The organism is Mesorhizobium sp. RCC_202, from assembly GCF_041355295.1.
GTDB lineage: Bacteria > Pseudomonadota > Alphaproteobacteria > Rhizobiales > Rhizobiaceae > Mesorhizobium.
The window spans coordinates 262,590-286,227 of sequence record NZ_JBFUPO010000004.1; the positions used below are offsets into that span (position 1 = coordinate 262,590).

Annotated in this window: 9 protein-coding genes; 6 read left to right on the top strand and 3 right to left on the bottom strand. The window is 64.3% G+C overall.

Annotated features, from left to right (window positions below; translation table 11 throughout):
* Positions 1-235: 235 nt before the first annotated feature.
* The gene (pbpC, locus tag AB6802_RS11440; protein WP_371010203.1) at positions 236-2,326 is read right to left on the bottom strand and encodes a penicillin-binding protein 1C; all 2,091 of its coding nucleotides are present in this window, start codon (positions 2,324-2,326) and stop codon (positions 236-238) included.
* Between the two features lie 121 nt (positions 2,327-2,447).
* Positions 2,448-7,928: an alpha-2-macroglobulin family protein gene (locus AB6802_RS11445; RefSeq protein ID WP_371010204.1), complete on the bottom strand. Its 5,481-nt coding sequence runs from the start codon at positions 7,926-7,928 to the stop codon at positions 2,448-2,450.
* 277 nt (positions 7,929-8,205) lie between these two features.
* Between AB6802_RS11445 and AB6802_RS11450 the strand changes: the two genes are divergently transcribed.
* The 6 genes from AB6802_RS11450 to AB6802_RS11475 all read left to right on the top strand — a co-directional run bounded on the left by AB6802_RS11450 (position 8,206) and on the right by AB6802_RS11475 (position 22,861).
* Positions 8,206-10,134 carry an autotransporter assembly complex family protein gene (locus AB6802_RS11450; protein WP_371010205.1) on the top strand — a complete coding sequence of 643 codons (1,929 nt, stop codon included), beginning with the start codon at positions 8,206-8,208 and terminating at the stop codon, positions 10,132-10,134.
* 2 nt (positions 10,135-10,136) lie between these two features.
* Entirely contained in the window at positions 10,137-16,187 is a 6,051-nt protein-coding gene (locus AB6802_RS11455) for a translocation/assembly module TamB domain-containing protein (RefSeq protein ID WP_371010206.1), read from the top strand.
* Positions 16,188-16,466: 279 nt separating this feature from the next.
* Positions 16,467-18,125, top strand: a complete 1,659-nt coding sequence (locus AB6802_RS11460) for an ABC transporter substrate-binding protein (RefSeq protein ID WP_371010207.1) — start codon at positions 16,467-16,469, stop codon at positions 18,123-18,125.
* Positions 18,126-18,273: 148 nt separating this feature from the next.
* Entirely contained in the window at positions 18,274-19,308 is a 1,035-nt protein-coding gene (locus AB6802_RS11465; RefSeq protein ID WP_371010208.1) for an ABC transporter permease, read from the top strand.
* A gap of 12 nt (positions 19,309-19,320) precedes the next feature.
* On the top strand, positions 19,321-20,478 hold the full coding sequence (locus AB6802_RS11470) for an ABC transporter permease (protein WP_371010209.1): 1,158 nt from the start codon (positions 19,321-19,323) through the stop codon (positions 20,476-20,478).
* A 52-nt stretch (positions 20,479-20,530) separates the two neighbouring features.
* Positions 20,531-22,861 (top strand): dipeptide ABC transporter ATP-binding protein, encoded by a 2,331-nt coding sequence (locus AB6802_RS11475; RefSeq protein ID WP_371010210.1) that lies wholly within the window; start codon positions 20,531-20,533, stop codon positions 22,859-22,861.
* 13 nt (positions 22,862-22,874) lie between these two features.
* Here AB6802_RS11475 and AB6802_RS11480 read toward each other — a convergent pair whose 3' ends face one another.
* Entirely contained in the window at positions 22,875-23,465 is a 591-nt protein-coding gene (locus tag AB6802_RS11480) for a transglycosylase SLT domain-containing protein (RefSeq protein WP_371010211.1), read from the bottom strand.
* Positions 23,466-23,638: the final 173 nt, after the last annotated feature.

The window sequence follows — 23,638 nt, forward strand, 5'->3', positions numbered from 1 at the left end:
TGCTAATGAAAGTTTGCGCGAAGCTCCCCTCTCTGCCCTGCCGGGCATCTCCCCCTCAAGTGGGGAGATTGGCGGCTTCGGCGCCGGCTCTGTCTTTCCAACGTTGAAGATTGGCGAAGCCATTGAGGCGAATAATCTCCCCCCTTGCGGGGGAGATGGCCGACAGGCCAGAGAGGGGGGCCTCGCGCCTAACGGGACACGGATAAGCGCAATCCACTGAATCGCTTGCCGCACCCTATTCAACGAAAACCTTCACGCTCGCGGCACGCCCCACGGCGTCGATCACCGTCAGCGTCGAATAGCCGGTGCCATCGGGCTGCCAGGTCGCGGTGCGGCGGCGGTCGATGCCGGCGAGCGGCTTGCCGTTGGCGAGCCAGCGGAACGGCGCGCGGCCGCCTTGCAATTTCAGCACCAGCGGCGTGGCGTCTGCCGAATTGGTGCCGAGGTCGACGCGCGCGCCATTGGGCGGGTAGATGATCGTCGGCGCGGGTTCGATCGCCGTCGCCTGCACCAGCCCGTCCGATCCGGCGCCGAAGCGGGCGAGCGTCACCGGCAGGTCCTCGCGTTTGGGGTTGAAGACGCCCGGCGGGCGGCTGGGCAGCGGCACGCTGGCCAGGCCTGACCGCACAAAACCTTCGAACAGGATCGGCGCCGCCGAAACATAGCCGGACAGGCCGGGTATCGGGCTGGCGTCGGCGCGGCCGACCCAGACGCCGAGCACGTAGCGGCCGTCGAAGCCGACGGACCAGGCGTCGCGATAGCCGTAGGAGGTGCCGGTCTTGTAGGCGATGCCGCGCTGCATGGCGCCTTCCGGCGGCTTCACGCCGGAGAGGATGTCGTTGATTTGCCAGGCGGCCTGATCGTCGAGCATGGTGGCGGTGACGCGCGGGGCATCTGCCGGCTCGGTGCCGTCATGCAGCGAGTGCATCTTCCCGCCATTGGCAAGCCCGGTATAGAGCTGCACCAGGTCGCGCAGCGTGATGCCGACGCCGCCAAGGCCGATCGCCAGGCCCGGCGCTTCGTTGAGCGGCAGGATCGGATTGACGCCGGCCCGGCGGAAGCGCGCGGTCAGCCGCGCGGGGCCGACTGCGTCGAGCACGCGGATCGCCGGCACATTGAGGGAGAGCTGCAAAGCCTGGCGGATCGAGACGTCGCCCTGGTAGCCCATGTCGAAATTCTTCGGACGATAGCCGCCGAAATCGACCGGGCTGTCCTCGATGATCATCTCCTGCGCCACCAGCCCTTGTTCGAAGGCGAGCCCGTAGATGAAAGGCTTCAGCGTCGAGCCGGGGGAGCGTACCACCTTGGTCATGTCGATCCAGCCGGAGCGGCTGGCGTCGAAGAAATCGGCCGAGCCGACCTCGCCGAGAATGTCGCCGGTGCGCGCATCCGCCATCACCATGGCGATGGAAAGCTTGGGGCCAAGCTTTCTGGCCGCATCCCTCGCGACCTGCTCCAGCCCTTGCTGCACGCTCTTGCGAATGGTGAGCTGCAGCGGCTGGCCGGGCACCGCCCTGGGCAGCATGGCGTAGGAAGCATGCGCCGCCAGCGCCGGCAGCTTGCGGCGCAGGCCGGAGACGTCGTCGAGAGCGGCGCGCGCGGCCTCGCGTTCGCCGAGCAGGCCGGATGAGACCATGCGGGTCAGCACCCGGTCGCGCGCCGCGTGCGCAATGTCGAGGTTGCGGTCGGGCCGGCGCTTTTCCGGCAATTGCGGCAGGGCGACGAGGAGGGCGGCTTCCGAGACGGTGAGCCGCTTCGGCTCCTTGCCGAAATAGGCGAGCGAAGCGGCGCGTACGCCTTCGAGGTTGCCACCATAGGGCGCCAACGTCAGGTAGCGTTCGAGGATCTCCTGCTTGGAGAGCCGCCGTTCGATCTGGATGGCGCGCAACATCTGCTTGATCTTGGAGCCAAGGCTGCGGCTTTCGCGCGGCTCGATCAGCCGGGCGAGCTGCATCGAAAGCGTCGAGCCGCCGGAGACGATGTGGCCGCTGGTGACGAGCTGGCCGGCGGCGCGGCAGATCGCCAGGAAATCGACCCCGCCATGGTTCCAGAAGCGCTTGTCTTCGTAAGTGACCAGCATGTCGACGAACTGCTTGTCGACCTGGTCGAGCCGGGTTTCGAGCCGCCAGTAGCCGTCCGGCGTGGCGAAGGCGCGCAGAAGCTGGCCGTCGCGATCGTGCACCTCGGTCGAGACCGTCAGCGTTGCCGGCAAGGGCGGTGGGAAGGCGCGGTCGAGCTCCCAGAGCGCTGCGATCGAAAGCACGGCGAAGCCGGTCAGGCAGGCGCCGGCGATGGCGGTTCGTCTGAGGAATTTTCTGGAGAGCATGGCGCTACCCCTCGCAGCAGCGGCGCTGCGGCTGCTGGGGGTGGACCGGCACCTTCTCCCCGTAGAATGGGGAGAAGGTGATTGTCGCGGCCATCGGCATGTTCATCTTCGTCAAGGCGCCTTACGGCGCCTTGATCTCCATCACGCCGGTGGCGGTGCGGGCCGAGTATTGCGGCCGGTACATGTCCTCCACCGTCGCCGCCGGATGGGCGTAGGTGCCGGGCGTCACGGCGCGCACGACATAGGCCAGCATGATGTTGCGGTCGCCGTCGCCTTCGTTGGGGTTGAAGGCGGCGACGAAACGGTCATCGCGGAACTCCAGATGCGCGGCGTCGGTCTGCGCCAGCCAGGAGAAGTTCGACAATTGCGCGCTGGACACCAGCCCCGGATTGTCGATCTCGAAGCCAGCCGGCAACAAGTCGGTGATCAGGAGGCGCGACGGCCACTTGTTCTGCTCATAGACCTTGAGCACGACCACGTAGCGCTCGTTCTGCGTGGCCTCGGTGACGTCGGCCTCGGTACCATCGAGCTTGTAGTAGGTGCGATCGATGGTGAAGCCGTCGCCGCCGGCCGGCAGCGGCTCGACAGGAGCGGCGACCGTTGTCACCACCGCCTGCAGCGGCGTCGTGCCGGTGTTGGCGATGGTGAGCGGGCTGTCGACCAGGCTGCTGCCGGCGACCTGGTTGGAATAGCCGCCCGAATGCGGCGCGCCGTTGACGGAAAGCGTGATGGAATCATTGCCTGCCCGCAGTGCTCGTGCGGCGAGCAGCATCCAGGATTCGTCCTGCGTGCTTGTCCAGCGGGCATCGGCGCGCGCCACGCCGACCAGCTTGATCAACTGCGGCATGAGGCTCGGCACTGGCTTCGATTCAGCCGCCAGCGCCAGCATCGCGGCGCCGTCACGCAGCCGCGAGCCGTAGTCGGAGCGGTACCAGTCGTAGTCGGTCTCCGACTGCGCCAGCCGCAGCGCCGTCTGGAAGGTCGCCTCCGAACGCTGCGTGTCGCCGTAAAGCGCGAGGCTCGCCGCCAGTTGGGCGACGGCCATCGGGCTGGAGAAGGCTTCGAGCTGCGTGTCGGCGTAGTAGCGCAGATCGCCGATCGAGGCCTTCTTGTTGCGGGCAAGCACGTAGAGCGAATAGGCGATCTCGCTGCCCTTGTCCTGGACGTCCTGGTCGTAGCCGATCGAGTTCTGCAAATTGCTCAGCGCCTGGTTCATCGCCAGCGCCGGAACATCATACTTCTCCTCGCGCGCCCGGGTCAGGAACTCGGTGACATAGGCGTCGAGCCACAGATCGCCCGAGCCTGGGCCCCAGAGGCCGAAACTGCCGCTCGCCGCCTGGTAGGACAGAACCTTGTAGATGGCGTCCTGGATGCGGCCGTGCAGGTCCGGATCGTTCTCCATGCCGATGCTCTTGGCCATGTCGTTGACATAGAGCAGCGGCATGGCGCGGCTGGTGGTCTGCTCGGCGCAGCCATAGGGGTAGCGGTCGAGCGACATCAAAAGCGACGGCACGTCGAGCGCCGACGACTGCGAAACGCCGACGCTGACCGAAGCGCCGTCGAGGACGCTTGCGGCAAGCAGTTCCTTGTCGACGCGCAGCGAGCCGCCATGCGGCTTGAGGTCGACAACCATGCGGTTGGTGACCGGAAGCTGCGCCGGGCGCACCGGCAAATAGAGCGTCTGCTCGACCTCTGTGCCATCGGCATGCGCGAGCTTGACGGTCACGGAAGCGTCGCCGGCAGTGTGCGCAACCAGCGGGAAGGTGAGCGACTGGCGCTTGCCCTGGGCGAGCGTCAGCTTCTCGGGCAATGGCTTGTCGCCGGTCGTTAGATCGCCGGTCGTGGTGACCGCCAGCGAATAGTCGCCGGCCGGACCGTCGGTGTCGGCAATGTCGAGACGCATGGTCGCGGCATCGCCCGGCGCCAGGAAGCGCGGCAGGCCGGCGGTGATCACCACCGGATCGCGCACGATGACATCGGTCTGGGCATGGCCGACGGCATCCTTGGTCCAGGCGACGGCCATGACGCGCACGGTGCCGTTGAACTGCGGGATGTCGAAGTCGATGCGCGCCTTGCCGTTGGCGTCGAGCTCGACCGGGCCGGAGAAGAAGGCGACCAGCTTTTCGGTCGGCGGGCTGCCTTGCGCCTGCATGTTGGCGCCGTCGCCGCCGGTCCGTATCTTGCCGATGGCGCCGAGCGAGCCGTCGATCAGGCGGCCATAAAGGTCGCGGATCTCGAGCCCCAGCATGCGTTGGCCGAAGAACCAGTCCTCCGGATCGGGCGCTTTGTAATTGGTGAGGTTGAGGATGCCGACATCGACGGCCGACACCATGACATAGGCGTTGGTGCCGGCCTGGGCGCCGTTGACGGCAACCGGGATCGACAGCTGCTGGCGCGGCAAGGTCTTTTCCGGCGGCGTCAAGGAGACCGCGAGCTTCTTCGAGCCCGGGTCGACCGTCAGCCACTGGATGCCGATGGCGCGGGCCGGCATGCGCGATTCCTGCGCATCGCCCGGCCTGAACAAGGTCGCAGTGACATAGGCGCCGGCGCCCCAGTCGTCGCCGATCGGGATGTCGACGGTGCTGCCGCCGGCCGGCACCGAAGCGGTGACGGTCTTCAAGAGTTTCTCGGCGCCGATGGTGACCAGAAGTTCGCCGGCAAAATGCGGCGAGATTTTCAGCTTGGCGACTTCGCCGGCGGCGTAGTTGTCCTTGTCGAGGGCGATCTCCAGCCCGTCGGGTGTTTCGGTGGTGGTCGAAGCGACATACCAGCCGGCGTCGAACTCATAGCTGCTCGCCGGGCCGTCCGGATCGAGTGTCTCGACCTCAAGGCGGTAGCGGCCCCAATCGACGGGAAGCGACACTGTCGCGTCGCCGTCGGCGTTGAGGTCGATTGCGCCATTGGCAACGGCCTTGGTGAGGCTCACTGCTTCGTAGTTCCAGGAATTGTTGTTGTGGTACCATTGATAATTGCGTTCGACCTTGACCAGCGACCACTGGGCGCCCTTGAGGTTCTCACGCTTGCCATTCGGGTCGACGGCGATGATGCTGAATTTGGCGGTCCCGCCCTGCGGCACCTCATCATCCGCGAAATCCGGGCGAATGCCGATCATCTCCTTGAGCGGATGCACCGCGAGATCGAGCGAGCGCTCGACGGCGCGGCCGCCGGCCTCACGCATGCGCACGGTGACCTTGGCGTTGACCAGCTTGGTGGTCGACGGCAACGTGTCGATGGTGACCGGGAAGGTCGCCTTGCCGTCGTCGCCAACCACGGGAAGGTTGGTGAACGGCGTCACCGTCGGCTCGCTCGACTGCTCGTCGGCGAGACCGAAGGTGAAGTTCTTGAAGCTGTCCCAGGTGCTGGTGGTCGACAGCGTCATCTCGCCTTCGAGCGCCAGGCCCGCGGCCGGTGCGCCGTAGAGGAAGCGGCCGTCGACGGTGGCGGTGGCGGTCTCGCCCTGGGCGATCTCTTTCTTATCGGCCGTCAGGTCGAACTCGATGCGATCCGGCACGAAGTCTTCGACCAGGAACATCTGGCTGGCGACCGGCGACTGCTTGGGATCGGTGTAGATCGACACCGTCCAGGTGCCGCGCATGGCATTGGCCTCGAGCGGCAGGTCGACGGCATGGCCGCCGGCCGACTCGCCATTGCTGACGATGCGGCGGCTCTCGACGCCGTCAGGGCGGGTGAAGATGAAGGTCAACGGCAGGTTCTCGACTGCTTTTGCCGCGCCGTCGCGGGCAAGGGCTGCGACATGCACATCCTCGCCGGCGCGGTAGATGCCGCGCTCGGTCCAGGCATAGACGTCGAGCGCGCCGGGCGAAGCACGGCCCTCGACGCCGCGATCCGAGAGGTCGAAGCCGGCCTTGGTCATGTCGAGGAAGACGAAGTCTTGGTCGCCTTGCTTGGCCATCAGCACGGCAGGAACCATGCCGTTTTCGCCGCGCGTGAGGCCGGGGTTGAAGACAGCGTGGCCTTCGGCGTCGGTGGTCGCCGTGCCGAGGATTTCGTTGTTCTTGGCAAGCAGCGTCAATTCCGCGCCGGCGATCGGCTTGGCCGAACCCAGCGACCGGGCAAAGACGTTGAGGCCGTCCTGGCCGGTATAGGTGGTCAGGCCGATGTCGGAGACCACGAACCACTGGGTGGCGCGCGAACCATAATCGTCGCTCTTGTCGTTGACCGCCTCAGCGGTCAGGACATAGACGCCAGGCTTGCGTTGCGGGATCGCCTGATCGACCGGGAAGGAGGTGGTGACTTCCTTGTTGAGATCGTTGGCGATGTCGAGCGTGCCGGACCAGACCGGCTCGCCCATCTGGTCGGAAACGGTGGAAATGTCATAACCGTCGAGCTGGTGCAGGAACTGGTAGCCGGACAGAAGCTGCGCCAGCGAACGATCGCCGATGCGATAGAGCGTCATCTTGGCGGCCGTCATGTTGACGGTGACGACCGGAATGCCGCGGCGGGCGCCGGAAGGCAGCACGAAGCTGTCGCCGGTGAATCGGGCGGACGGGGCACGATCCTGGACATAGATCGACAGCACGACCGGGGCGGGGAGCGTCTCGCCGATCGCGGCCGGCAGGCCGGCGCGGAAGGTCACGTCATAATGCTGGCCATGCTCCAGGCCTTCGACGCAGACCTGCTTGTCCTTGGCCTCGACAGCCTTGGGAGCGGCGTTGTCGACGGTGACGAACTGCGAATAATCGACGCCGGTCTTGACCAACTCCTCGGAAAACTGGGCACAGATGCGCGGCGAAGAGGAATCGGCGTCGACAGTGTGCTCGATGACGCGGAAACCCTTGCGCGCCTTGAGGTCGGCGTAGTCGGCCTGGACGGCGGGCGAGCTCACCAGGGCAAGGCTGGCTTCATAAGCCTGCAGCGACGGCCGATAGAGATCGCGCCTGTCGAGGCCGGCGGCAAGCACGGCCAGGGCTTCAGCGCGGGTTTTCGTGGTGCGTACCAATTTATAAGCGTTGAAGGCGGCGGAGGTGACGTTTGTCGGGAAAGTCGAGGGTTCGGCGGTGTTCGACGCCGGCTGCACGGCGAGCGTTTCACGCGCCAGCGCCAGCCACAGCATGCCATTATCAGGCAGGACCGACACCGCGGCCTGGTATTTCTGCATGGCAAGGCGATGGTCGCCGGTCAGCGCCGCCTGTTCGGCGGCGGCTTGCAGCGCGGCAAGACCTTCGGTCGGCTTGTCATAGGCCGGATCGGTCAGCTTGTTGCGGAACTGCTGGGCCTGGTCGGCCATCCAACCAGGGAAAAAGGCCAGTTCCGGCGGCGCGCCGATATCGGGATCGCCATCGAGGTTCGCGACCTTACCGGCGACGGCGCCAGTGAAGGGTTTGAGCTGATTATAGTCGGATTTGAGAAAGCACCACTTTGCCTTGGTGTTGTAGGTGAAGGCGCGGCAGGCGGTGTCGCCAAGGCAGGCGGTCTTGCACTGGTCGAGGCTGACATTCTGGTCGGACCTGAGGTCGAAACCGAAATAGTCGGAATTGTCGGTCGTTACGATTCGCCGGGCTTCAGCCGCCAGTGCGACCCCGCTCAAGGCGAAAAAAAGAACGAGAAAGAAAGAGAGACCACGAGCCGCGCGCATTGCCATACCACCCTCCAGACATTGCCAGCGTCCGGACATGAGCAAGCTTCAAACAGGCTTGTCAACGCCGGAACGGCGCAGGTTTATCACCCGCGAACGGTTTCCATGCCGGCCAAAGGCCGGTATTTCGACAGAACCTCTGTGAGACGGATCACACTTTCTTGCGAAAACGTAAAAGGTGTGAATTCCAAGCCCGGTCTATTTGAGACAATTGGATTGTGGCCCCTTTACGAACGTTTCGGAACTTCATTCCAATTTTAGTTTTGTCGACTAGGTTGTCTTAATGCCGGCGCATGAAACGCAGATGTCAGCGGAGGTCGCGCCAGGGCGCGGGCTTTCGCGCGCCCTGGTTTTGGCGTTCGTCTGCTCGACCGTGCTTTGGGGCCAATCGCGGCCGGCGGCCGCCTTCGAGATCTTCGGCATCAAGCTCTGGGGCTCCTCCAGCGACGAGGACACCGACATTGTCGATCCTTTGCGCTATTCCGTGACCATCGATGCGCCTGATGCCGACAAGGACCTTGTCAAGAAGCTCGAAAACGCCTCGGCGCTGAAAAGCGACGAAGAGCATCCGGTCTCAGGCTCGCTCGGCCTGATGGCCAAGGCACGCAACGACCGCGAACAACTGGTGGCCGCGCTTTACGCCGATGCGCGTTACGAGGGCGTGGTCACGGTCACGATCCAGGGCAAGTCGATCGACGAATTGCCGCCGGATGCCGAATTCAAGGGACCGCAGCCTATTCCGGTGGTGGTCAGCGTCGCTGCCGGACCGAAATTCACACTTGGCACCATCAAGCTGGAAGGCGATGCGGCCGGGCTGGCTGGCGCCGATTTCGGCCTGATTGCCGGCGGCGATGCCGGCTCCGGCGCCGTGCTCAAGGCGGAAGCGGCCATCGTGCGGGCCTTGAAGGAAGAGGGCAGGCCGCTCGCCAAGGTCACGGACCGCGAGATCGTCGCCGACCATGCCAATTCGATGCTCGATGTCACGTTGACGGTGGCGGCCGGCCCGGTTGCCGGCTATGGCGACACGACGGTCGAAGGCACAGAGAAGGTCGACCGCAACTTCACCGAATACATGACCGGCCTGCAGCGTGGCAAACAGTACTCGCCGCAGGAGATCGACGACGCGCGCGACCGGCTGCTCGGGCTGGAGGTCTTCAACAGCGTTACGATGAAGGAGGGCGATAGTCTCGACGCCAACGGCAACATCCCGATCAACGTCCAGGTCAGCGAGCGCAAGCCACGCTATTTCGGCCTTGGCGGCACGGTTTCGAACACGGAAGGCTTGGGGCTCGAAGGCTATTGGGGCCACCGCAACCTGTTCGGCCAGGCCGAGAAGCTGCGCATCGACGGCTCGATCAGCGGCATCGGCAGCAACAGCATCTCGGCGCTCAACTACAATGCCGGCGTTATGTTCGAGAAACCGGGCGTGCTCGGGCCGACATCGAAGTTCTTCACCGGCATCAAGACGGTGTTCGAACACCCTGACGCCTATGACCATTTCTCGGTCAAGGGCGATGTCGGCGTCTCCTATGACCTCGACAAGCAGCAGCGTGTGTCGGCTGAAGTCGACCTCGACTATTCGAAGATCACCGACGCTTTCGGCAAGCACACCTATCTGATCGCCAGCGTGCCGCTGCAATATGTCTATGACAGCCGCGACAACAAGCTGAACCCGACCAGGGGATTCCGCTTTCTGGCCTATGCCGAACCGAGCTACGACATCCTGAATGGCGCCACCTTCCTGAAACTGAAGGGCGAGGGCTACGCCTACCAGTCGATCGATACGGCAAGCCGGTTCGTGCTCGCCGAGCGCGCCACGCTTGGCTCGATCGTCGGCACCAGCCTGCAGAACGTTCCGGCCGACCGGCGCTTCTATTCCGGCGGCGGCGGTTCGGTGCGCGGCTATTCCTACCAGGGCATCGGCCCGAAAGACATCAACGGCCAGCCGATCGGCGGCCTGTCCTTCTTCGAGACCTCGGTCGAGATGCGCATCGGCGTCACCGATACGATCGGCATCGTGCCCTTCATCGATGCCGGCACGGTGTCGACCAAATCCTTCCCCGATTTCTCCAATGTGAAGGTCGGCGCCGGTGTCGGCCTGCGCTACATCACGCCGTTCGGGCCGCTGCGCATCGATGCGGCCGTGCCGCTCAACCGCGATCCGGGCGATCCGCATTTCGGCATCTATGCCGGCATCGGCCAGGCGTTCTGACGATGAAGATTTTCTGGCGCATCCTCCGCATCTTTATCTACACGCTGCTTCTGCTGCTGGTGGTCGCAATCGGCGCGCTGTTCGTGCTGACCGGCACGGAAGGCGGCCGTGAGAACCTTGCCAGCCTGATCTCGAAAATGGCTTCGAACGAGGACCGCAAGGTCACGGTCGCCGGCATAGAGGGCGTATGGTCGGGCGCGCTCAGGCTCGATCATGTCGTGGTCGAAGACCGGGCCGGCCCCTGGCTGGTGGCGCGCAAGGTGGCGCTGGACTGGTCGCCGTCAGCGCTCTTGTCATGGCATTTCAACGCCGACCGCCTGGCAGCCGAGCGCATCGAACTGGCACGGCTGCCGCAGCCAAGCCAGCAGCCGGCACAAGGCGGATCGAGCGGCCTGCCGGTGTCGATCGACGTCAAACAGATTGACCTGCCCGAGATCGCGCTCGGCCAGGAGCTTGCCGGCAGCGGCATTGCCGAACTCGCCGCCAAGGGGTCGCTCAAGGCCGATCCGTCGCCGCTGGCGATCGAAACCGTGCTCAATGTCACTCGCCATGACGGCAAACAGGGGAATGTCGACGCCAAGATCCACTTCGTGCCCGCCGACAATAAGCTCGACCTCGATCTCAAGGCCTCGGAACCGGCGGGCGGCATCATTGCCAATCTGCTCAAATTGCCCAACGCGCCGCCTGTCGACATTGTCGTGTCCGGCAGCGGACCGTTCGCCAATTGGAGCGGCGTCGGCACGTTCATGGTCGACAACCAGATCGTCACCCAGTTCACCGGCCGCCATCAGCTTTCCGACAAGGGCCACCACGTCGAGGCCAAGGGCGACGGCCAATTCGAGCCGTTCCTGCCGGAACGGATCGCTTCCTTGTTTGCCGGCAAGACAAGTTTCGATATCGCCGGCACGGCGACGACGAGCGGCGGGATCGATGTCGAGCGCGGCACGATAGAGAGCGACGCCGTCCAAGCCACGGCCAGCGGCAATGTCGATCCGAAGGGCGCCAGCGATCTCGCCGTGGAGTTGTCCGCCAAAGGCAAGCCGATCACCATCGATGTCGGCAACAGCGCGGTGCCGATCCTGGTCGCAGTCGAAAAGGCGACGGCACGGGCGTTCGGCGACGGCAAGGCGCCGATGGTCGATATCGGGACAACGCTTAACTCGGTCGCGGTCGGCGGCACGCAGCTCAACAATATCACCGCCCAGATCCATTCCGACGGCTTCGACATCGAGAATCGCAGCGGCCCGGTCAAAATCACACTTGCGGCTGCCGGCCTCAAGACCGACGTGGCGACGCTGGCGCCTTTGGTGACAGGCAAGCTCGCCGCCGACCTCGCCGGCACCATCAGCCGCGAAAATATCGTGCTCGATCAGGGCACGCTGCGCAGCGATGCGCTCAATGCCGGGTTGACGGCTAATGTATCGCTCGTCGACCTGTCGATGACGCTAAAGATGAATGCCGATGCTGTCTCGAAGGCATTGCCGCCGCAGATCAGCTCGCTGCTTGGCGAACGGGTGAAGTTCTCGGCCACCGCGACACGCGATCCGCAAGGCGGGTTCGCGGCCAATTCGCTGGAGCTCACCTCCGGCTCGCTCAGCGCCAGCGGCACGGCCAGCGCGCAAGGGTCGGACATTGAGGCCAATCTCAAGGGAACGCTTGGCGACGTCTCGTCGCTGTCCTCGCTCGCCGGCACGCCGCTCGCGGGTGGGGTCGAGTTCGGGCTGACGGCGAACGGGCCGCGCTCGGCGCCGGATTTTGCCGTATCGGCCGACAGCGCCAGCCTGACGGCGGCCGGCCGGACAGTGAAGGACATCAAGTTCTCGGCCAAGGGCAAGGCCGACATCGTCAATCCGTCGGCCGATATAGCGCTGACCGGCAGCGCCGAGGAGCAGCCGCTCGATATCAGGGCGTCGCTGGTCACGACGGGCGGCAATCGCTCGATAAAGGGGCTCAGCCTGTCGCTCGGCGACAACAAGGTTTCAGGTGATCTTGCGCTTGACGGCCAGTTCCTGCCGCTCGGCACGCTGACGCTCGCCGTGCCCGACATCGGACCGCTAGCGGCGCTCGGCAACCAGAATGCGACGGGCGACATCAACGGCACGATTGCTTTTGCCAAGGATGGCGAGGCGCCGACCGTCACCGTCAATGCGACCAGCGGGTCGATCGCGCGCGGCGATCTGGCGGCAAAGACCATCACCGTCAACGCGCTGATCGCCAATTATCTCAAGGGTCCGGCGATCTCAGGCACGATCAAGGCCGACAGCGTGACGTCGGGCTCAACCGTGGTCAGCGGCATCGGCATCGACCTCAAGCGCGACGGCGACTGGACCAATTTTGCCGGCGGCGCGACTGTGGCCGGCATTCCGGCGACCGCCAGCGGGCGCGTGAAGATCGCCAATGGCACGACCAGCGTGGAGATCGCCTCCGGCGAGGCGACCGTACGCGGCATCAAGGCGGCGATTGCAGAGCCTTCGAGCCTTTCAATTGCCGATGGCGTGGCCACTATCGAAAAACTTGCGCTCGATCTTGCCGGCGGTTCGGCAACGGTTTCCGGCAAAGCCGGCCAGGCGCTTGACCTGTCGGCCAAAGTCGCCAATTTGCCGGCGGCCCTTGCCAATGAATTCGTGCCTGGCCTCGATGCAGCCGGAACATTGAACGGCGCGGCGCATGTGACGGGCGCCTCGTCCAATCCTGATGTCCAGTTCAACGCGCAAATCGCGGACGCCGAGACCAGCCAGACGCGGCAGGCGGGGCTGGGGCCGCTCAATCTCGATGCCGCGGGCAGCGTCACGACCGCCGGCGGCCTCGTCATCGACAAGGCGACATTGTCCGGCGACAAGATTTCCGGCACGGCGACCGGCACCATCAACCCGAACGGCGCCAGCGATTTCACGCTCGACCTCGCCTCCACCGGGCCGAGCCTGCCGCTGAAGTTCGGCACACCAGACAGCCCGGTCGCGCTGGATCTGCAGACGGTTTCGGTGAAGGCGCAAGGGCAGGGCACGACGCCGCGGCTCGACATTTACGCGACGCTGCCCTCCGCCACGGCCAACCACGTCAAGGTCGAGGGGCTGGCGCTGGCGCTGCATTCGGACGCTTTCGACATCAAGGAGAAGAAGGGGCCGATCTCCGGAACGGTCGAGGCCGACAAGATCGATCTCGACAATCCGACCGTCGCGCCCTTGGTTGCCGGCAAGGTCATGGCAAAGGTCGCGGGCAGCCTTGCGCCGGATGCGATCACCATCGACAGCGGCTCGGCGTCGAGCGACGCGCTGGACGGCGCCTTCAACGGCCGCATCTCGCTGGCCGACGGCTCAGTCGATTTCACCGTCAAGGCCGACGTGCTTTCGGCGGCCCTGCCGGCCGGCGTGCGCGGCGTGCTGGCCGAGCGGACGCAATTCAGCGCCACGACGCAGCGCGACGCCAATGGCAATCTCAGCGTCGGGCCGGTCAAGCTTGTGTCCGGCGCGCTGACCGCCGACGGGCAGGCGAGCATCGCCGACAACAAGCTCAGCGCCGCGGTGAAGGGCGCTTTGGCGGATATTTCACCGCTGTCGAAGGACGCCAAGGGGGCAATCACCTTCTCGCTCGACGCGCAGGGCGCGCCGACCGCGCCCGATCTGTCGCTCAACGTCGATAGCGACCGGCTCACGGTCGCAGCGCGTGAGATCACCGGCCTGAAGCTGACGGCAACCGGCAAGGCGGATGCGGCCAATCCGGCCGCCAATGTGCAGCTTACCGGCAATGTTGCGGGACAGGCGCTGCAAGGCAGCGCGGTGCTCGCCACCACCGGCGGCAAGAGCGCGATCAACGGGCTGTTGTTGTCGCTCGGGCCGAACAAGATTTCGGGCGATCTGGCGCTCGACGAGGCCTTCGTGCCGGTCGGCACCGTCTCGCTCGATCTGCCAGACATCGGCCCGCTGGCAGCGCTCGCGTTGGAAAAGGCCGAAGGCGACGTGCGTGGCACGATTGCTTTCTCCAAGAGCGCCAACGGTCCGAATGTCGCGGTCAAGGCCAGCACGGCGGCGATCAAGCGCGGCGATCTGTCGGCCAAGAACGTCGCCATCGACGCACAGATCGCCAACTTTATGGCCGCGCCGGTCATTGCCGGCACGGTTCGCGCCGAGAGCGTGACTTCGGGCGGCACCGCCATCACCGGTATCGATGTAGACCTCAAACGCGACGGCGACTGGACCGGCTTTTCCGGCGGCGCGACAGTCAAGAATATCCCGGCCAAGGCGACCGGCCGCGTGAAAGTGGCCAACGGAACGACCGCGATCGAGCTGTCGTCCGGCCAGGCGACGGTGCAGGGCATCAAGGCGGCGATCGCCCAGGCCTCGACCGTGACCATCGCCAATGGCACGACGACGCTGGACAGGCTGGTGCTCAATCTCGGCGGCGGCACGGCGACGGTGACCGGCAAGGTCGGGCAGGCGCTCGACATCAACGCCACTCTCGCCCGCGTGCCGGTGTCGCTCGCCAACAGTTTTTCGCCGGGCCTCGATGCCGCCGGTTCGATCTCGGGCACGGTCAAGGTGACGGGCGCGCCGGCGAGCCCTTCGGTCGCTTTCACTATCGATGCCTCCGGCGTGCAGACCTCGCAGACGCGCGGCGCCGGGCTCGGTGGCATGAACGTGACCTCGTCGGGAACCTTCGCCGGCAATAAGCTTGCTTTCGACGCCAACATCAGCGACGGCGCCGGCCTTGGCCTGAAGGGCGGCGGTTCGGTGACGACCACCGGCACGCCGGCCCTGGTGCTCGACTTCAACGGCAAGGTGCCGTTCTCCTTCCTCGCCGCCAAGCTTGCCGCGCAAGGGTTGGGGCTGACCGGCACCGCCAACGTCAATCTTCAGGTGCGCGGCCCGGCCTCCGCGCCGGTCATCGGCGGCACGGTGAGCACGTCCGGCGCGCGCCTGGTCGACGCCCGTTCCGGGCTCGCGGTCAACGATCTCGCCGCCGATGTTTCGATCGGCAACGGCGTTGCCAGGATCAACCGCCTGACCGGCACGCTGTCGACGCGCGGCAGCCTGTCGGCCAGCGGCACGGTCGGCATCAATCCGGCGCAAGGCTTCCCGGCCGATCTGTCGATCAAGCTTACCGACGGCCGCTATACCGACGGCCGGGTGGTGACCGCCAATCTCGGCGGCGACCTGACGATCAAGGGGCCGCTTGCCTCGGCGCCGGCGATCGCCGGCACCATCAACTTGGCAAGGACAGTGATCACCGTGCCGGACAAGCTGCCGGCTTCGCTGTCGGCGCTCGACGTCAAGCACCGGAATGCGCCGGCGGCGGTGCGCGCGCAGGACAAGGCGCTGCGCCCGGCGAGCGCCGGCGGCGGCAACAGCGGCAGCGGCCTGTCGCTTGACGTGACCGTCAACGCGCCGAACCAGATCTTCATCCAGGGCAGAGGCGTCGACGCCGAGCTCGGCGGCTCGCTGCGCTTGACCGGGCCGGCCTCCTCGCCGCAGGCCGTCGGCACCTTCACCTTGCAGCGCGGCCGGCTGTCGATCCTTGGCAAGCGGCTGACCTTCACCGAGGGCACCGTCGGGTTCTCGGGTTCGCTGGTGCCTTATCTCAACCTCACCGCGACGACGACGACAAGCGATGCCACCGTCACCATCGTGGTTTCGGGCGAGGCGACCAATCCGAAGTTCACCTTCTCGTCGGTGCCGGCACTGCCGGAGGACGAGGTGCTGGCGCAGTTGATCTTCGGCCGCTCGATGTCCAACCTTTCGCCGCTGCAGATCGCGCAGCTCGCCGAAGCCGCCGCGCAGCTGGCGGGCGTTGGCGGCTCGACCTCGCTGCTCGAAAACCTGCGCAGCGCCATCGGCGTCGACGACCTCGACGTCACCACCGACGACAAGGGCGGCACCGCCGTCTCGGCCGGCAAATACCTCAACGACCGCACCTATGTGACCATCCAGAAAGGCGACAAGCCGGGTTCGGGCAAGGCGACGATCGACCTCAATGTCGGCAAGGGCGTCAAGCTGCGCGGCGAGGCCAACGACGCCGGTGAAGCCAAGGGCGGCCTATTCTACGAACGCGAATATTGAGGGTGCGAAGCCCTCGTTTCGTCGGCACCGCGGCCCGCGGCCTGCGAGCAGAAAGCCGTTATCCATATAAAATGTATTGATTTAATCCCCCCGTGACGATTTTTGGCGAATCCGTGGCGCGCTAGCAAATTTGCGCCAAGACTGTCGTTATCGCGCGAACCGGGTTGTGCTCAAAGATGCACATTCCCTAACATGTTCCTTTCTCACCCTGTGGTGCTTTGACATCAGGGTTTGGATGCGGAATGTTAAAAGGCGGAAAGCCAACAATGGGAGTTAGTCATGGCAATCTATAAAAGCAACGGTGACCGTGTTCCGGACCACATCCTGGCAATGGCCGAAGAAGCCAAGTCGGGCACGGTGGATCGCCGCGAATTCCTGGCTTTGGCCAGCGTCTTCGGGGCATCGACGGCAATGGCCTATGGCATGCTCGGTCTCGCCGCTCCGACCCCGGCCAGAGCCGAGGACGTGCAGGGCAAGAAGGGCGGCGTGATCAAGGTCGCAATGTCGGTCAAGGATCCCAAGGATCCGCGCACGGCCGACTGGTCGGAAATCTCCAACGCGGAGCGCCAGGCGCTCGAACCGCTGGTGAAATACACCAAGGATTACACTTTCGCGCCGTACCTGCTGGCGAGCTGGGACATCAATGACGACGCCACCGAATACACGCTGCATGTGCGGCCGGGCGTCGAGTGGAACAATGGCGACAAGTTCACCGCCGACGACGTGATCTACAATTTCACCCGCTGGGCCGACAAGGGCGCGGAAGGCAACTCGATGCCGGGCCGCCTCGGCAGCCTCGTTGATGAGAAGACCAAGAAGCTGCGCGACGGCTCGGTCGTCAAGGTTGACGACATGACGGTCAAGCTCAAGCTGACCAAGCCCGACATCGCCATCATCCCGAACCTGTGCGACTATCCGGGTCTCATCGTCCACAAGACCTTCGACGAGAAGGGCGCCAACTTCAAGAATTGCCCGATCGGCACCGGTCCGTTCGAGCTCGTGTCTTATGACGTCGGCCAGAAGGTCGTCTACAAGCGCCGCACGACCGGCAAATGGTGGCAGGGCGAGGCCTTCCTCGACGGCGTCGAGTTCATCGACTACGGCACCGATCCGGCAGCGACCGTCTCGGCTTTCGAGTCCGGCGAAGTCCATACCAACCACGAGACGACCGCCGATTACGTCAAGATCATCGAAGGCGTCGGCGCCCCGGCTTCGGAAGTGGTGACCGCCGCGACCGTGGTGTCGCGCTTCAACGTCAACGCCAAGCCTTATGGCGACCAGAAGGTGCGCCAGGCGATGGCCCTGGCCGTCGACAACTCGGTGGTGCTGCAGCTCGGCTACGGCAATGCCGGCACGCCGGCCGAAAACCACCATGTCGCGCCGATCCATCCGGAATACGTCAAGCTGCCGGAGATCAAGCGCGACATCGCCAAGGCCAAGCAGATGCTGACGGAAGCCGGCGTGATCGATTTCGAGCACGAGCTGATCAGCAACGATGAGGACTACCACAAGAACACCACGGACGCGATCGCCGCCCAGCTGCGCGAGGCCGGCATCAAGGTCAAGCGCACCGTGCTGCCGAGCTCGACCTTCTGGAACGACTGGACGAAGTATCCGTTCTCGGAAACCAACTGGAACATGCGTCCGCTGGGCATCCAGGTCATCGCCATCGCCTATCGCACAGGCGAGGCCTGGAACGAGACGGCCTATGCCAATCCCGACTTTGACAAGAAGGTAAACGAGGCGCTCGGGATCGCCGATGCGGAGAAGCGCAAGGTTGTGATGAAGGACATCGAGACGATGCTGCAGGAATCCGGCATCATCATCCAGCCCTACTGGCGCAAGCTCTACATCAACATCAAGCCCGAGGTGAAGAACCACTCGATGCACCCGACCTACGAGCACGACTTCGGCAAGGTCTGGCTCGATCAGGCGTGATCCGTCGCGATGAATACGAGGGGCAACAGCCCCTCGTATTTGCAGCTTCGTCGCCGTTGCATAGGCTGCAGCGGTGGCGGGGCCTCATCAGGTTTCCGACATAGGGTTGACCATATCTGACCCCAACCCGACCGGCAGGGGGGCACGCATGTTCTCATTCATCGCCAGACGCATCGGCACGATCCTGCTCACGATGCTGTGCCTGACGCTGGTCGTCTTCTTCCTCGTCAATCTCGAGCCCAATCTGAAGAAGCTGGCGATCAGCCAGACCGAGATGCACACGCCCGCCGACCAGCTCGAAAGCTGGCTGGTCAACCATGGCTACCGGCAGAACTTCTTCGTGCGCTACGGTCAATGGCTGGGCGTGTTGCCGAAGCAACCGATCACCGATCCGGCGACCGGCAAGACGACGCAACGCTTCTCCTTCTGCAACGATCCTATCGAGCCGAAATTCTCGGGCGTGCTTGAAGGTGATTTCGGCTGCTCGACCAAATTCAAGACGACGGTCGGGGCCAAGCTGTTCCCCGCGCTCGGCGCTACTGGACTGCTGATGTTCTGGGTGCTGGTGGTGATGGTGCCGATCTCGCTGCTCATCGGCATTCTTGCCGGCATGCGCGAAGGGTCGCGCACGGACCGGACGTTGTCCGTCGCCTCGATCGCCTCGACGGCGACGCCCGAATATGTGTCTGGCGTCATCTTCACCGTCATCTTCGCGTCCTGGCTTGGCTGGCTGAACGGCTCGGCGGCGTCCGCCAGCCAGGGTATCACCTTCTACAATTTCACCCTGCCGGTGATCACGCTGGCGATCTACGGCATCGGCTACATCGCGCGCATGACACGCGCCTCGATGGTCGAGGTGATGACGCAGCAATATATCCGCACCGCTCGGCTGAAGGGCCTTTCCTTCAACAGCGTGGTGGTCAAGCATGCGTTGCGCAACGCGCTGATCGCGCCGTTCACGGTCATCATGCTACAGTTCCCGTGGCTGCTCACCGGCGTCGTCATCGTCGAGGTGATGTTCCGCTATCAGGGGTTTGGCTACACGCTGGTCGAGGCGGCCGGCAACAACGACATCGACCTTCTGCTCGGCTGCTCGCTGGTCTCGGTGTTCATCGTCCTGATCACGCAGCTCATCTCCGATGTCGGCTACGCGTTTCTCAATCCGCGCATCCGGGTTCAGTAGAGGGAACGGCGCATGCAAGCTCAATATATCGGCGCCTCCACCATTGTCCTCGAAGTGCTCTGGCGCTTCTGGCCGGTCTGGGTCGCCCTCGCCATCGTCATGGGGGCGAGCTTCCTCTACAAGAAGAAGCTGGCGCTCTATGGCCAGCTGTTCGACAGCGGCGTCGGCATAGCGGGTGTCTTCATCTGCCTGTTCTGGCTGTTCACCGCGATCTTCGCCTCGACCATCTCGCCCTTCGATCCGCTCGGCCAGATTCCGATCATGAAGGACACGTTGCCCGGCGCCATCGAACCGCAATCGGGGCTCGTCTACCTGTTCGGCGGCGACAAGCTCGCGCGCGACGTCTTTTCGCGCATGGTCTATGGCAGCCAGATCGTGCTGATCATCGCGCCGGCGGCAACCGGCTTCGCGCTGATGGTCGGCATCACGCTCGGCCTGCCGGCGGGCTACTACGGCGGCAAGATCGACACGGTGCTGTCGTTCCTCGCCAATCTCGTGCTGGCTTTCCCGGTCATCCTGTTGTTCTACCTTCTGGTGACGCCGGGGATCATGGACACGCCGATCCCCTACGCGCTGGCCGGTGTCTTTTTCCTGTTTCCGATCATCTTTTTCAGCGTGCTGTTCTGGACACGCTACAAAAACCGGCCCGACCGGATCTACATCCTGCTCGGCCTGACGCTGATCATCGGTGGCTGGATCTACCTCGGCCTGGTCTTCGACAGGGACCCGCTGCACATCGTCCACATCGATCCCAACCAGCTCAACATCTTCGTGGCGGTGGTGTTTGCTTCCAGCCCCGGCGTCTTCCGCATCGTGCGTGGCCTGGTGATGGACATCAAGACGCGCGACTATGTGGCGGCGGCGCAGACGCGCGGTGAATCGCCTTGGTACATCATGCTCTGGGAGATCCTGCCCAATGCGCGCGGACCGCTGATCGTCGATGCCTGCCTGCGCATCGGTTACACGACGATCCTGCTTGGCACGCTCGGCTACTTTGGCCTGGGTCTCGCACCCGAGAGCCCAGACTGGGGCACGGCGATCAAGGATGCCAGCCGGCTGCTGCGTTCCTTCATCCATCCGGCGCTGCCGCCGACGATCGCACTGATGAGCTTTGTGCTGGGGCTCAACCTGCTTGCCGATTCCCTGCGCGAGCAATCGATGAAGGATTGATGGCGGGGTCCTCGACCCTAGGTGCCCGGAAGAACAAGGATTGGAGCGACCCATGAACGAGGCAGTTCGAAATCCCAGCAAGCCGACCGATGGGCCGATCATCGAGATCGAGAACCTGTCGATCTCCTTCTTCACCCGCAAGGGCGAGATACCGGCCGTCATGGATTTTTCCTGCACGGTCATGCCCGGCGAGGCGATGGGCATCGTCGGCGAATCCGGCTGCGGCAAGTCGACGGTGTCGCTCGGCATCATGCGCGACCTTTCCAACATCGGGAAGATCGTCGGCGGCAAGATCAAGTTCCAGGGCAAGGATATGGGCGAGCTCTCCGACGAGGAGCTACGCGCCATCCGCGGCAACAAGATCGCCATGATCTACCAGGAGCCGATGGCCAGCCTCAATCCGGCGATGAAGATCGGCCAGCAGCTGATGGAAGTGCCGCTGATCCACGACAAGGTGTCGAAGGACGAGGCCTACAAAAGAGCGGTCGAAATGGTCCGCTCGGTCAGGCTGCCCGACCCCGAGCGCATGATGCGCTCCTATCCGCACCAGCTGTCAGGCGGCCAGCAGCAGCGCATCGTCATTGCCATGGCGCTGCTATCGAAGCCGGCGCTGCTGCTGCTCGACGAGCCGACGACGGCGCTCGACGTGACGGTGGAGGCGGGCATCGTCGAACTGGTCAAGGGTCTGGGCGAGAAGTTCGGCACCTCGATGATCTTCGTGTCGCACAATCTGGGGCTCATCCTCGAGACCTGCGATCGCATCACGGTGATGTATTCGGGCGAGGCGGTGGAGACCGGCAAGATCAAAGACGTCTTCGACCGGATGCGGCATCCCTACACGCAAGGGCTGTTCCGTTCGATCCCGCTGCCCGGCGCCGACAAGAATTCGCGGCCGCTGATTGCCATTCCCGGCCAGTTGCCGCTGCCGCATGAGCGGCCCAAGGGCTGCAATTTCGGCCCGCGCTGCCACCATTTCGTCGAGGGCGTTTGCAACGCCGCAGAAATTCCGATGATCGAGGTCGCCGGCCATGAAGGCCATTTCTCGCGCTGCGTGCGCTTCAACGAAATCGACTGGGAAGCGCTGCCGCCCGGCGCCAAGAAGGTCAACGAAAAGGTCGTACCGGGCGCGCCGGTGCTCAAGATCGAGGACCTGAGAAAATACTACAGGGTTGGCGGCAGCGAAGTCTTCGGCTCCAGCGAGGGCCGCGTCGTCAAGGCCAACGAGACCATCTCGTTCATGGCGCGCGAATCCGAGACCGTCGCCATTGTCGGCGAGTCCGGCTGCGGAAAGTCGACGCTGGCCAAAGTGCTGCTTGGGCTGGAGACGGCAAGCTCCGGCACCGTGACGCTCGGCAACAAGGAAATCCAGTCAACCAGCATCGAGAAGCGCGGCGTCGATACCGTGTCATCGATCCAGATGGTGTTCCAGAACCCGTTCGACACGCTCAACCCCAGCCACTCCGTCGGCTCGCAGATCATCCGCACGCTGGAGAAATTCCATGTCGGCAACAATGTCGCCGAGCGCCGCAAACGCATGCTGGAACTGCTAGACCTGGTGAAGCTGCCGCGCGCCTTCGAGACGCGCAAGCCGCGCCAACTCTCGGGCGGCCAGAAACAGCGCATCGGCGTGGCGCGCGCCTTTGCCGGCGACGCCAAGGTGGTGGTGGCCGACGAGCCGGTCTCGGCGCTCGACGTTTCGGTGCAGGCGGCGGTGACCGAGCTGTTGATGGACATCCAGCGCAAGAACAAGACGACGATGCTGTTCATCAGCCACGATCTGTCGGTGGTGCGCTACATCGCCGACCGCGTCGTCGTCATGTATCTCGGGTATATCGTCGAGCAGGGCACGACCGACCAGATCTTCGCGCCGCCCTACCACCCGTATACCGAGGCTCTGCTGTCGGCGATCCCGATTGCCGACACCAGCGTGGTCAAGAAGCATATCGTGCTCGAAGGCGATATCCCTTCGGCGATGAACCCGCCTTCCGGCTGCCCGTTCCAGACGCGCTGCGGCTACAAGAAGCTGGTGTCGGACAATCTGTGCGAGACCAAGGTGCCGCCGGTCAAACATCTCGGCGACGGCCATATGAGCCTGTGCTGGCTGTCTGACGATGTGCTGGCGACGATGGAGCCGGTCATCAAGTTCGACAAGGAGCACGCCGCGCATGAGGGCGTGCCGGAAGATGCGCACGGCACCGGGCCGGGTCTGGCCGGGACGGCGCCCAACCGACCGCGTGGCAAAACGGGCAGCGCGGAAGCCGACCAGATCGGGGATGCCGTGGAGCAGGGTGAAGCCGGCATGCGAGCGCGTCGCCACGAAGTGCGCGACGAGGTTTCAGAAACCGGTGTTAAGAAGCCGAAAGACACGACAAGGCGGCACTAGGTCAGGCGAAACGTCAACTGCCGCATTGCCGTAGCTGCGCCGCATAATCCTGCGCCATCTTGTCGGTGGCGCGGGCGTAGCCCTGCACGCCGGCGTCGCCGCGATTGCCGCGGCCATAGGCGGTCCAGCCGAGATAATAGGCCAGATAGAGATTGTAGGTGTCGTTGCGGGCAACGCCGAACGTGTCGGCAGTCTTGGAATGATACCAGCCGACGAAATCCACGGCATCGGCGAATTTGGTGCGGCGCGCCGCCCAATTGCCGGTCTCGCTCTGATATTGCGACCACGTGCCGTCGAGCGCCTGCGAGAAGCCGGTGGCCGACGAGACATGGGTCCACGGAATGAAGCCGAGCAATTTGGTGCGCGGCGGCCTGGCGTTGCTCTTGAAGCCGGATTCCTTGCGCACCGTCGCCATCAGTACGGGGACGGGGACGCCGTATTTCTGCGACGCGCTCTCGGCGGCCGACTGCCAGTTATCGAACCAGCCGTCATTCTGGTCGAAGACGGCGCAGACATTGTTGATATGGCTCGGCGCCGTCGCGCAGGCGGACAGCGCCAGCAGCATCGTGACAGCTACACTTTTACTAAAACTCGACCTACGCATTGGAAGACGAATAGGCCGAAATTATAAAAGGAGTCTTGCGACGTTCCTTAACGAGGTTTCTTGTGAGCCGGGCACGTCGGTATTGATATTTCGACGTCGCCTGTCGCTTTTGTCGTTGTCGATTTCAAGAAATGCCGCCTTGGCTAAAATCACGCCGGGAAATGACGGAATTC

Excerpts from the sequence above, each read along its gene's own strand:
- AB6802_RS11465 (WP_371010208.1), top strand. The coding sequence starts at position 18,274 with ATGTTCTCATTCATCGCCAGACGCATCGGCACGATCCTGCTCACGATG.
- AB6802_RS11445 (WP_371010204.1), bottom strand. The coding sequence starts at position 7,928 with ATGGCAATGCGCGCGGCTCGTGGTCTCTCTTTCTTTCTCGTTCTTTTT.
- AB6802_RS11455 (WP_371010206.1), top strand. The coding sequence starts at position 10,137 with ATGAAGATTTTCTGGCGCATCCTCCGCATCTTTATCTACACGCTGCTT.
- AB6802_RS11475 (WP_371010210.1), top strand. The coding sequence starts at position 20,531 with ATGAACGAGGCAGTTCGAAATCCCAGCAAGCCGACCGATGGGCCGATC.
- pbpC (WP_371010203.1), bottom strand. The coding sequence starts at position 2,326 with ATGCTCTCCAGAAAATTCCTCAGACGAACCGCCATCGCCGGCGCCTGC.
- AB6802_RS11450 (WP_371010205.1), top strand. The coding sequence starts at position 8,206 with ATGCCGGCGCATGAAACGCAGATGTCAGCGGAGGTCGCGCCAGGGCGC.
- AB6802_RS11460 (WP_371010207.1), top strand. The coding sequence starts at position 16,467 with ATGGCAATCTATAAAAGCAACGGTGACCGTGTTCCGGACCACATCCTG.
- AB6802_RS11470 (WP_371010209.1), top strand. The coding sequence starts at position 19,321 with ATGCAAGCTCAATATATCGGCGCCTCCACCATTGTCCTCGAAGTGCTC.
- AB6802_RS11480 (WP_371010211.1), bottom strand. The coding sequence starts at position 23,465 with ATGCGTAGGTCGAGTTTTAGTAAAAGTGTAGCTGTCACGATGCTGCTG.